The following is an 11234-nucleotide window of genomic DNA, read 5'->3' on the forward strand; positions in this document are numbered from 1 at the left end:
GGATCGAGAGCTCCGCGCTCGATCTTTCGCTAACATCGCGCGACGTAGCGCGCGATCCACCCTCTAATGAACAAGGGCTTTGGCGGCGGCTATCCTGCGACGATCGGGAAAGACGCGTTCGCATTGATCCAGAGTTTTTAGCGCTTCTTCCTTCTTCCCCTGGGACGTCTGCGCTTGAGCCAGCTTGTAGAAAGCCGTCCGCAAATAGGGCATCTCTTCGAGGGCACGTTTCAGGGCCAGCTCAGCGACGTCATAACGGCGGCGCTCGAGGTTCTGGGTCCCGATGGTGAGCTGCCGGTAGGGAGAATCCGGAGTCGGCTTCAACGGCTCCGGCGGCGCCTGGTCGGTCCGCACCAGCAACACCGAAACGAAATCGTCGAACAATACCTTCCACTTGCCGGACTCAACCAGACCCGCCATGGGCGCGCCCTGGGAGGTTCTCGGCCAGAGAATGTACTGGGCCTTCGAGCTTTCAATAATCTCCCTCCAACCCAGCTCGAATCTCTGGACGGTCAGGTATCGTCGAAACGTCTCCGAATCGTAAACGGTGTCCGCGCGGCCATCGATAAAGACCTTCATCTGCCCATTCGTTCTCAGGTGAAGGTAACCGCCCCAGTTGTAATAGGAGAAGACGTTCCCGGAGAGGTGATTAATCTGGATATAGTTGCAGGTCTCGACCGGGAAATCGTCCTCCGCAGTCAGATAATGAAAGGCATAAGGAGCGAGCGGGTAGGGATAGAGCCAAAACAAGCCTAGACCGGCGGCGAGAGCCGGGGCGATTAGACTCGGAATCCTTTTCATCACGGGAGCAAGCAGGACCGCCAGGGCGGGCCCGGTGATCAGGCTTTGGGAAAGGGCAAACAAAACGATAAAACGCCGGCTGGTGAGCGACATCGCCAGCGTGAGGAGCACCAGGCCCAGCGCCGCCCAGTTAAGGCCTTCTTTCCCGCGCCAGCGGCGAAACAAAAGGAACAGAGTGGCCATGGCGAAGATGGCGATCGCGTAACGGTAAAGGGGGGAATGAGTCCCCACGTCGACGAACGGAGGTCTCCACTCATCGAGCTGCTTGAAAGCCGAGGAGCGATCAAAAGCATACTTAAGCGGATATGCGAACGCCTTGAGCCCGCTCGGATTCAAAAGAGAGAGAAGAGCGGAAGAAACCCAGATCAGAGACGCCCGGATCCGATCAGGCTTCGGGCCGGAAACGATGGCCGGGGAAAGAAGAATCGCCAGGGCCATCAGGCCAAAGAAAAAGCCGCCGTGCAGATTTGCCCAGAGAAGGAAAAGCAGGGGCAAATACCAGGAAGGCGTCTTCTTTGGCAAAAGGAGGCAGAGGAGCAGGACGTAAAGAAGGTTGGTAACCAGATGCGGCCGAAGATCGAGAAAAGGTACCGCGACCGCTGCCCCCAGAAGGATGCTGAGATAGCTGGAGAGAGGTTCGCCGCTCAGTCGCCACACGACCCGAAACAGGAGCAGCAGGGTTGCGACTAAAAGGACCCATTTAACATAGGCAAGAGAATACTGGCCGAAGAGCTTTGCCACGGTTCCGAACAGCAAATCGGTAAGCCACTCATGCTGCAGCCACGGCTTCCCCGCCCGCGTGAAGGACCAAAGATCAACCAGGGGCAGCGACTTGTGCTCGAGAATCCAGCGCCCGATCGCCAGGTGAAACCACAAGTCGGACCCCCGCATCATGGTGAAGCCGAACGACAGGAACGAGGGAATGATGGCCAGGTACCAGACCGCTGGAGGAAAGCCGCTGCTCGCCGCTGGTTTGGCCTCGGCTTCCAAGGCAGTTGAGTCGCCGTTGTTCATTGCACCTTGCCTGACCGCAAACTTCCAGAGGTCCGGAACGTCTAGCCGTCGGCGGAACTAAAACGCAATGCCCGGTGCAGGCGCTTCGGCAGTTGAGGCAGATTCCGGCGTTCGATCAGGAAAGTGATCACGCCGGCCAGCTCCTTGTAGACGTAGTTTTTGTTCACGGCCCCTTGCAGGTATTGCTCGCCGCTGCTGCCGCCAGTTCCGATTCTTGTTCCAATCATCCGGCGCACCATTTGCAAATGCCGGTAGCGGAAATTCCCCAGCTGTTCGTCAATCTCGATCAAGCTATTGAGCAGCGCGAAGGGCAGCCGGAAAAGAGGTTCGTCGCGGTAGAGCATGATGAAGAGAGCCGCTCGCAGCGCCGCCGGCGAAAAATCGCCCGCGCCAGACTTGAAGAACGTCTCGTCGAACTTGCCGAGGAGGTCTGTCTTTTCATCGCGATCCGACAGGCTCGCGTCGTAAAGTTTTCGGTAGCTGCTCCAGAACTTTTCCCCGCCGGTCCCATCTCCTTCGCCGGCCTGGCCCTCCCATCCAATCCAGAAGGTCTCGCCGAAAAAGGGCATCCGGACCAGCCACTGCTCGACCAGCTTCAGGAGCGAGGTTGTCTTCTCCGCGTCGGTAATGACCGCGAGATCAGCCTCCGAGAAACCGCCCACCTCGGTATGCTTGTAATATTCGGGCCGGAAACGGTTCTCCATCCGCAAGCCCAGGGTGGCCTCGATCTGACGGAACTGCGTGCTTTGGAATCCAGAGGCGCCCTCGAGGCTGGAGCGGAAGTCGAGGAAATCGAGCGGCGTCATGGTTTCCAGGACGTCCACCTGATGATTTAGGACCTTCCAAATTTCCACGATCCGTTTCAGGCGATGAACCACCACGGTCATGTCCGGGCTATCGTCGTCGGCGGAAGGTTGCTGCAACACTTCGCAACAGGCATTCAGCTCGTGGAGGATTTGTTTGAACCAAAGCTCGTAGGTTTGGTGGACGATGATGAAAAGCATTTCATCGTGCGCGTGAAGTTTGCCTTCCACGAAGCTGACCGGCTCCTGCAAGCCCAGCAGTCGGTCCACGGCGAGATAACTCCCGTAGTAGGCGGGCTCCGAACCGCTTTTGAATGGGCACTCCATCGCCGAAGTGTCGCGCATCGCCTCAGTCAAAGTCAATGGCCCGGGGACCAGGGTAGTGTCCTAATTTGAAATCGCTGGCGCTCATTTGCTCTTGCCTTCTAGTAATTCCAGCCTCGCCTCAAGCGGTCGCGTCGCCTTGAATACGCAAATGCAGATTACCCTAGAAGTGCTGTTTTCTCCGAGGCTCAAGGCCCTGCTTGAAGAAGATAAGCCGAATGGAGTTGAGCTTACCATTTTACCCGTCCGTATGCAGCGTGATTTCGATTTCACGCCGGTTGCCACCGTCGTAGTGGGTTTCGCGTCGAATGTAGCTGCGGGTCTTTTTGTTCACTGGCTTCTTAAGAAAATTCCAGAGAAGGCCCGAAAGAAAATAACCATACGTAATCGAGAAACCGTATGGGATGAGGGCGAGCTTACCCGCATTATTGAAGAGGAAATACAGATAGAGATTGACGGCGATTCCAGCGACGAAAAGAAGCCCCCACACGATTAGCCTTCTGGTTGTCACTTCTTGTTCTCCGAAACGAGCCAAGCCCGAACAGCCGCGATAGGCGAATCAACGGGCGGATTGCCTAAAACGGCGACGTATTCCGTTTCCGTCTTGCCCTCAACCGCCCATCCGTAGGCGCGCTCTGGCGGTGGGCTGGCGACGCTGAAAACCTCAACCGTTCCGTTCCATACGGTTTCCCCGCGAAACGTCTCTACGACCGGCACGGATTCAAGATGCTCAACCGCGCTGCCCGTTGCGCGCTCTACGGCAAGCTGTGCGCTCACAAAGCGGACTCCATTAGTTCCGGCACCGTCCAAATATGATCGGTCACGCCACCGGCCATTGCGGGCGTCATGCGGAGCGTCTTATGGACGCGAACGAAGTTGTAATATCCGAAATGGAGCGAGACGGCAGCGCGGAAGTTCTCGCGCTTCTTGCTGAATCCGTTCGTCAAACGAGTCAGACGGCGCATGTGCATCCGCATCGTCAAATTCTGCCGCTCAACGTAGCTGGTCGAAATCAGGCTTTCGTCTGGATTACCCGCAACGATTACCTTGCGAGCATCAATCAACTTAGCGGGGCTGTATCGGCGCTGTTCTGAGATTTCAACGGCACCGTATATTTTAACCAATTGGCCGTAGTCGGCATTCGCGCCAAACCCCCGCTCAACTGCGTCCGCATATGCGGCCATCGCATCGCTAGAAATCTGCGGGCGAGCATTCAACCGCGACGCCAAATCCTCAACAAACGTGTCGGCATGGTAGCCGTCGCGCTGCCCGACCAGATAGGCAGGAACCATGCGGGATTCCACGTCGATTGCCACGAATGTCCACACATCGCCAAAGCCCTTGGCGCGATCTTCGGGCGTCGCGTGCCTCTGCTTCATTCCGACGAATCCCCAAATTTCGTCCATCTGGATTAGGCGGCATTCCAGATTCCGCATCCGCGAATCCATGATCGCAGCGCAGCCGTTTCCGATGCGAACGCCAAGACGCATGATTGTGTCGCGGTGAATGCCCGTCATGCGCTCGATTGAGCGGATGCTGTTCCCCTCGGCAAGTGCGCTGATTACTGCTGTCTGCTTTTCGGTTGAGAGATTGTTTGCCATATCCAGTCCTTATTTTTAACTGGACTTATTGTGCCACATCAATTAGCTTTGTAAAGACTTTTTTGTGGCACATAAAAGAAAAATATTAGGCAGGCCGAAGCTCCCGAAAGGCGAGGCAAAATCCGAGATGGTGCGCGCTCGCGTTACGCCTTCTGAATTAAGGGCGATTGCGAAAGCCGCCAATGGCGACGGCATTTCGGAGTGGGCGCGGGCGGCCATGCTATCGGCGCTGCCTCGTTAAAGGAAGTGGAGGATAGCGGCCTTGATCATTTCCTCCTGCAACTCCGTTCCCTTCGCGACCTTATCAGTTCCGCCCAGATCGTAGTAATGTTCGATCACTTTGTTCGTCCATCTATCAATCATTTCCTCGGGAATACCCTCTTTGATTTTCGGCAGCGCGCCCGCGATTGATACGGCAGTCGGTTTCGCAGTCCCGGCCATCTCGCAAGCGACAAGCATGGTCACATAGTAACGAACGTCCACTCTCACATCTCTTGAAATTTCCAACTGACTGATCCGATTACTCACCTGTCTGTCCAACAGCACGCAGGCCGTAAAAAACTCAGTGCCAAATGACTCGTTAAAAATATTTCCATACCGCTCATCATCGTTGAGCAACGTCCCGGGGCGCGCTCTGGCGTCGGCTGGCAATTGCAACAAAGCCGCGATCACCGCCTGCCCGACCGACGTTATGCTGACAATCTTGCTAATCGGGCGACGCAGGCGTTTGTATTTCCCCTTCCGCCTATCGTAAAAAATGTCCTCCATCGCTAAACGATCTTCGATGTCGAAATGGATTCTTTCGGTGGCGCGCAGGGACACCCTGCTTACCGGGGTCTGTGAATTGGTTGCTTTGATAATCGAATTGCGGATGCGGTCATCGGGCGCCTTAATGACGCGAACAAGAAGAAGACGCTCTGGATTTTTTGCGTTGGCGCTCGCCAGTGCGTTAAAGATTTCATGGGAGGTTTGAAGCCCATTTACGATTTCAGGATTGGTAATCTTGACCTTGTTGCCGAGCACAGGGCATTCGTCAGACAAGATGGTTACTCCATTGTTTAACCACCAAAATTCCTCTACCGCTGGACTGCTCAGCGTGTTTCTAATCTCTTTATTTACTGGATTGGTTCGCCCCTGATAATCGCGCACATTCGGTTCAAGAACGGCTGTCCTGATTTTGCCATCTTTACCCGTGAGAAATTCTTTGAACTTGTCCAGCCTAACGAGGCAAACAACAGAGCCGTCATCGGTGGCAAAATGAACAGACTTTTCGAGAATGAGAGTTTCAATCGCTTCGTCTCTCGCCGCCTCCAACAATTTCCCGCAGCCCCAAGGCGTAAACTCGACGACAGACGACGAAACCTGATTGGTAATATAATTCTTTATCTCGTTTACGCGGCCTAACAAATTGGAAGGGAACTGGTGTGGGCTTTTCGTCACGTAGTGAATGCTGACTTTAAGAGCGCGAACGGAAGCCATAATTTCGGTGTATTGCTCACGAAATCGCAGAATCGCACTTTTGGACGTGGCGTTTAGATGCGCCTTGCCGTCCAGAGAGGTCCATCCAAAAACGTCTTCACAAAAAGCCTTTAGCTTAAGTAATTTCGCTTCGGCGAATCCCGCCGTTCGCGTTGTTTGGATGAGAATTAATTCGGCGGTAGTGGCGGATTCAGGCGGCGGTTTCCCCTCCTGCATCAGTGTGTCTCCGACAAAAAAGAAAAACCCATCAACGCCACCATCATCGCCCGCGCCAAGTTTCCCCGACTCGATTTCATCGTCCGAAAGATCGGGGTTTTTTAGAACCTGTTCGTTTGCAAATCTCTCAAACGCGTCCGCTTCATCCTCCGTTGGCATTCGCTCGTTGCGCCATAGAGTGAAAACCACGTCCAACGCTTTACGGTCAATTTCGCTCATTGTATTTAAGGGGTTGCACGCAATCATGCCGCATCCCCCTGTCGCCGGTCAACGCTCGCGGAAGCATTACCGAGGCCCCGTAAAAACCGCCCCGCAGGGCAAATTAGGACACTACCGGGACCAGCGAGATGCGCGCCGCACGTTGCGAAAATCTGCGAGCACGATTTGTTGAGTGATGAGCACCTATCCGAAAAGCCCGAAGGAAATGACCGCGGGGTTGATGTATTTCCCGCGGATGCTGGACAAGATCCGGCTGCATTCCCGGGGCGAGCTGGCCGAGGATTATCACAAGAATCTGGGAGCGGTGAAGGCCGCGGACGGCGTCTGCTGCAATTTTCTGCGCGTGCATTATCGCGACTTGCGGGAACGCACCCTCGCCGGCGGGAGCGATGAAGAAATTCTCGAATGGTGTTTCGAAAAAGGCCGGCGCTTGAACCGCGGCGACATCCTGGTCTGGAACGGATTCAGTTCGAAGCTGGGTTGGAACGATTTCGCGAGCCCGCTCCTGAAGGAAGCCAAGGAGAAAGCCGGTATCGCTGATCGGGCCGAGATCGCCACGATTCCCGATCTCATTGACTTCGACGAAGGGCGACGAACTTAAGGCCGGAGAGCAACCTTCCGGCGCGCCGCCGAGGGGGCCGGCGCGCCGCCTGCCCGCGCACCTCACATTTTCGGCACACTTTGCAAAGTATGTCCGAGCGAGGGGAAAGGCGGCCGGGAACACGAGCTCATTCATGTTGGGCCGCGGTAATTGGCCAAGCATCCACAAGAAACCAAACTCACGCGAGATCCCCCCTCGCCGCCGGGTCCGGATTCCTTTACAGAGTTGCGCGACCAAACAATAATCGCGAACCATGGAAAGCGGGCGAGGCGTCAAAGGGAGAAAATTTGGGTATCGCCCACGTAATTCGCGAGGCCGGCTTGCGCTCATTTGGACGGCGTGTCTCGCAACCATGCCTCTCCGTGCCGCGCACGGACAGGAGGCGGTATCGGAACAGGTGGTGGTCGAGGCTGACCGCCTTCCCAGTTCGGAATCAGGAGCACCCTTCAGCATCGACGTTGTTGAGAAGGAAGAGCTCCGCCGCGCTCCCCAGCTGCGACTCGATGATATTCTCCGGGCCCAGGTCCCGGGTTTCAGTCTCTTTCGGCGCAACAGCAGTCGCACGGCAAACCCCACCACCCAGGGAGTGACCTTACGCAACTTCGGGCCGAGCGGCGCGGGCCGCACCCTCGTCCTCCTCGACGGCATCCCGCTCAACGATCCTTTCGCCGGTTACGTTCTCTGGAGCCAGGTCCCGACCGCGTCAGTCGAATCGGTCCTCGCGAATCTCGGCGGTGGCGCCGGGTTATTCGGAAACGCCGCTCTGGCCGGGACGATTTTTCTCGTGTCCGAACCGATGGAGACGAACGCCGCTTTTGCCGAGGGATCGATCGGCAACGCCGAGACCTACGAGGCATCGGTCGGCGGAACGGTGGCGCATCGGCCATTTTCCGCGGCGATTTTCGCGGAACGCTTTTCCACCGGCGGTTATCCGGTCATCGCGCCTCAGCAACGCGGCCGGGTGGACAACAACGCGAGCGCCGATTCCAACCTGTTCGATCTCCGGACCGAATGGCAGATCGCCACCAATAGCTCGCTTCGCCTGCGCGGCCGGCACTTTGATGATGAACGCGGAAACGGCACTCTCTTCACCCACAACGAGACGACCGGCTCCGACTTCAGCGCGGTGTTCACGCAAAAGTTTCCGGCGCAACGCGGCGAGTTGCAGCTCAGTCTCTACGGACAGGAGCGAAAATTCAGCAGCACCTTTAGCTCGGTGAACGCGACGCGCGACGTCGAAACGCCGGCCCTCGACCAATTCGACGTCCCGGCGAATGCCGCCGGTGGCAGCGTCGTCTGGAGCCTGGCGGCCGGCTCCGATCACAAGCTTACCCTGGGCGGGGACGCGCGCTGGGTTGACGGTGAGACGAACGAATTCTTCTTTTGGAATGGAACGCAATTCACCCGCCTGCGTCGCGCCGGTGGCGAACAGGAGTTTGCCGGCGTGTTTGCCGAAGACACCTGGTCGGTTTCTCCGGCGGCGACAATCGTCGGCGGTTTTCGGGTGGATCACTGGGAGCTTTCCGATGGTTTCCGCAAGGAAACGGTGCGGTCTTCCGGCCAGGTCCTTCTCGATTCCCGGTTCCCGGACCGTTCCGGAGACGAAATCAATGGGCGGCTTGGCGCCCGGGTAAAAGCGAACGACGCCCTGGCGTTCCGGGGCGCCTTCTACAGTGGCTTCCGGGTGCCGACGCTCAACGAACTTTATCGCCCTTTTCGCGTCGGCAACGATGTGACCAATCCGAACCCCGAATTGAAACCAGAGCATTTGCTCGGCGGCGAGTTGAGCGCCGAATGGCAGGCCACTTCCACGTTCCGACTGACGGGAACCGGTTTCCTCAATCGAATGGAAGACGCGGTCGGCAACATCACCCTGAGCACGGGCCCCACTGGCACGGTTCGGCAGCGACAGAATGTCGATCTCGTCACGGCGCCGGGGTTCGAAGCCACTGCCGAATGGCAACCGATCTCGGCGCTGAAACTGAGAGGCAGCTGGCTCTTCACCCATCCCACCATCGAGCAGGCGGCCGACCCCACGCTCGAAGGAAAATTGCTCGCCCAAACCCCGGAAAATGTTTTGACCGGCGGCATCGAGTGGATGCCGACCACAAAATGGATCGTGACCGCTCAACTGCGCTACGTCGCCCGGCAGTTCGAGGACGATCAGAACTCCCGGGTGCTGGCCTCATTCACGACTTTCGACGCGGCGGTGATCTACGAGTTTTCCGAGCACGGCTCCGCCTCGGTCCGGGTCGAGAACCTGTTTGATACGCAAATCGAAACCGGCAAATCGGCCGACGGCCTCATCTCAATCGGCGCGCCGCGGCTGGTCAGCTTTCAGGTTCGCTGGCAGCTTTGAGCTACGGTTTCGGTCCGACTGCGACACCCCAGGGTCCGTCGCCGACTTTGACCCGGGTAATTTCCTTGCGCGCTTTTACGTCGACCACCGAGACGTCGTTACTCGCGCCGTTGGCAGTATAGAGCTTCGAGCCGTCCGGACTGAGAACGAGCCCCCAGGCGCGTCCGCCCACCGCGATCGTCGCGACCGATTTGTTGGCCGCTGTATCGATCACGACTACGGAATTTCCACGGCCTGTGGTCACGAACAATTCCTTTCCGTCCTTCGAAACCACGGCGCCCATCGGCATTCCCTCCACCTTGATTTGGCCGATCACCTTATTCGCCGTCGTGTCGACAATCGCCACCGAAGCCTCCGCCTCGGAGGGCACATAGGCGCGAGATCCGTCGGGCAGAAAGGCCACCGATCGCGGACGCGCGCCTACCGTGAAATGCGCGGGCGCGATCGCGTGCTCGGCGTCGATCACATAAACTTCGCCTTTCTCTTCGCAGGTGACATAAACCTGACCGTTTGCTGGATTGACGGCGACGCCTTCGGGCTCGGCCGAAACCCTTACCTCGCCGGCGAGCTTCCCGGAACCGAGATCGATAATCGAAGCGGTGCCCAGATCCTCATTAGCAATGACCGCGTGCTTTCCATCTTTGGTGAGCGCAAACTGTTCCGGATCCGACCCGGCGGGAATTTTCTCGATCAACTTCCGCGCCACCGGATCGATGACGCCGAGGCCGTCCGCTTCCTTGTCGGCCACCGCGCGGCCGCGATCGACGCCGGGTCCCATCCGGGGCGATCCGCTGAGCGCGACATAGACGCGTTTGCCGTCGACGGAACAATGAATTCCGCGCGGCCGTTTGCCGACGGCGAACCCGGCCACGACGGCATTCGTCTCGCCATCGATCACGGTGATGTCATTCGATCTTTCGTTGGTCACGTAAACCACGTAGCCCGGCGACGGCACGGGCTCGGCGCCCTGGCCGGAGACCAAAGGAAGGAGGATTGCAGTTCCCAGAACGGACAGAAAACGGAGATGGACGTTACTCTTCATTGCTTGCCTTTTATCCACGACAATCGTTAGTTGCGCGAGCGTTTGGTGCAGACGCCTTCAGGAATTTTCGCAGGAGGGGAATGTAGCTTTATGAAAAATCGCCTGTCCGCTTTCTCTTTTGGTGTTGCTGGGATGGCCTTTGCTATTTGGGCGGCAATTCTTCCCGCAGCCCCTGGTCCGGACGCAGCCGCGGAGCCACCCGCCGTCCCTGCAACCTTCATAGCCGATGTCACCCAGCATCATAAGAATGCTTCGCGTGACGGTCTTTACATCGATCCAACGTTTACCAACACCTACGCCGCCAATCTGGCGCGCGACCAGGCTTTTGACGGCACGATCGTCGGTAACGTTTATGCCCAACCGCTCTACATCGAGGGCGGCCCGAGCGGTCCCGTCGTGCTTGCGTTCACCGAGTCGAACAACGTTTATGCGCTCAACGCGACGACGGGCGCCATCGTCTGGCAGCGAAATTTGGGCACGGCGGTCACGTCAGGTCTCCCCTGCGGCAACATTAATCCGCTGGGCATTACCGCCACACCGGTGGTGGATCTAGCTTCGCGCTCGCTCTTTATAAACGCGGAAGTAAGCGGCTCTGGACACCAGATCTTTTCTCTTAACGTGGACACGGGCGCCACCAACTCCGGATGGCCTGTGACGGTAAGCGCCGCGGTGTCCGGGTTTGATTCCGATAGATCGCAAAGTTCACGGGCCGCCCTGACGATCGTCGGCAACACTCTGTATGTGCCTTACGGCGGGCGCTTCGGCGATTGCGGAA

The 11234-nt window shown here is 57.5% G+C and carries 9 protein-coding genes; 4 read left to right on the plus strand and 5 right to left on the minus strand.

Features of this window, described 5'->3' with window-relative positions:
* Positions 1-63: 63 nt before the first annotated feature.
* On the minus strand, positions 64-1815 hold the full coding sequence (locus VJU77_06585; protein ID HKP03019.1) for a tetratricopeptide repeat protein: 1752 nt from the start codon (positions 1813-1815) through the stop codon (positions 64-66).
* 41 nt (positions 1816-1856) lie between these two features.
* Positions 1857-2963, minus strand: coding sequence for a tryptophan 2,3-dioxygenase family protein (locus VJU77_06590; protein ID HKP03020.1), 1107 nt, complete (start codon positions 2961-2963; stop codon positions 1857-1859).
* Between the two features lie 130 nt (positions 2964-3093).
* Here VJU77_06590 and VJU77_06595 point away from each other — a divergent pair, with 130 nt between their 5' ends.
* Complete coding sequence (locus VJU77_06595) at positions 3094-3438, plus strand: hypothetical protein (protein ID HKP03021.1); 345 nt, start codon at positions 3094-3096, stop codon at positions 3436-3438.
* Between the two features lie 277 nt (positions 3439-3715).
* On the opposite strand, the gene VJU77_06600 is transcribed toward VJU77_06595, so the two are convergent.
* Positions 3716-4348 (minus strand): IS1 family transposase, encoded by a 633-nt coding sequence (locus VJU77_06600; protein ID HKP03022.1) that lies wholly within the window; start codon positions 4346-4348, stop codon positions 3716-3718.
* 432 nt (positions 4349-4780) lie between these two features.
* Complete coding sequence (locus tag VJU77_06605) at positions 4781-6457, minus strand: AIPR family protein (GenBank protein ID HKP03023.1); 1677 nt, start codon at positions 6455-6457, stop codon at positions 4781-4783.
* Positions 6458-6632: 175 nt separating this feature from the next.
* On the opposite strand from VJU77_06605, the gene VJU77_06610 reads away from it, so the two are divergent.
* A complete protein-coding gene (locus VJU77_06610) occupies positions 6633-7058 on the plus strand; it encodes a DUF5069 domain-containing protein (GenBank protein ID HKP03024.1) in 426 nt (141 codons plus the stop codon).
* Between the two features lie 352 nt (positions 7059-7410).
* Positions 7411-9417, plus strand: a complete 2007-nt coding sequence (locus tag VJU77_06615; protein HKP03025.1) for a TonB-dependent receptor — start codon at positions 7411-7413, stop codon at positions 9415-9417.
* Between the two features lies 1 nt (position 9418).
* On the opposite strand, the gene VJU77_06620 is transcribed toward VJU77_06615, so the two are convergent.
* The gene (locus VJU77_06620) at positions 9419-10459 is read right to left on the minus strand and encodes a beta-propeller fold lactonase family protein (protein ID HKP03026.1); all 1041 of its coding nucleotides are present in this window, start codon (positions 10457-10459) and stop codon (positions 9419-9421) included.
* Positions 10460-10549: 90 nt separating this feature from the next.
* Here VJU77_06620 and VJU77_06625 point away from each other — a divergent pair.
* On the plus strand, positions 10550-11234 hold a 685-nt coding region (locus VJU77_06625), incomplete at its 3' end, for a hypothetical protein (protein ID HKP03027.1).

Source organism: Chthoniobacterales bacterium, assembly GCA_035274845.1.
Lineage (GTDB): Bacteria > Verrucomicrobiota > Verrucomicrobiia > Chthoniobacterales > UBA10450 > AV80.

Bases quoted from the DNA above. Each gene is read 5' to 3' on its own strand.
- VJU77_06610 (HKP03024.1), top strand. From the start codon at position 6,633: ATGAGCACCTATCCGAAAAGCCCGAAGGAAATGACCGCGGGGTTGATG.
- VJU77_06600 (HKP03022.1), bottom strand. From the start codon at position 4,348: ATGGACGAAATTTGGGGATTCGTCGGAATGAAGCAGAGGCACGCGACG.
- VJU77_06615 (HKP03025.1), top strand. From the start codon at position 7,411: ATGCCTCTCCGTGCCGCGCACGGACAGGAGGCGGTATCGGAACAGGTG.
- VJU77_06605 (HKP03023.1), bottom strand. From the start codon at position 6,457: ATGAGCGAAATTGACCGTAAAGCGTTGGACGTGGTTTTCACTCTATGG.
- VJU77_06590 (HKP03020.1), bottom strand. From the start codon at position 2,963: ATGCGCGACACTTCGGCGATGGAGTGCCCATTCAAAAGCGGTTCGGAG.
- VJU77_06585 (HKP03019.1), bottom strand. From the start codon at position 1,815: ATGAACAACGGCGACTCAACTGCCTTGGAAGCCGAGGCCAAACCAGCG.
- VJU77_06620 (HKP03026.1), bottom strand. From the start codon at position 10,459: ATGAAGAGTAACGTCCATCTCCGTTTTCTGTCCGTTCTGGGAACTGCA.
- VJU77_06595 (HKP03021.1), top strand. From the start codon at position 3,094: ATGCAGATTACCCTAGAAGTGCTGTTTTCTCCGAGGCTCAAGGCCCTG.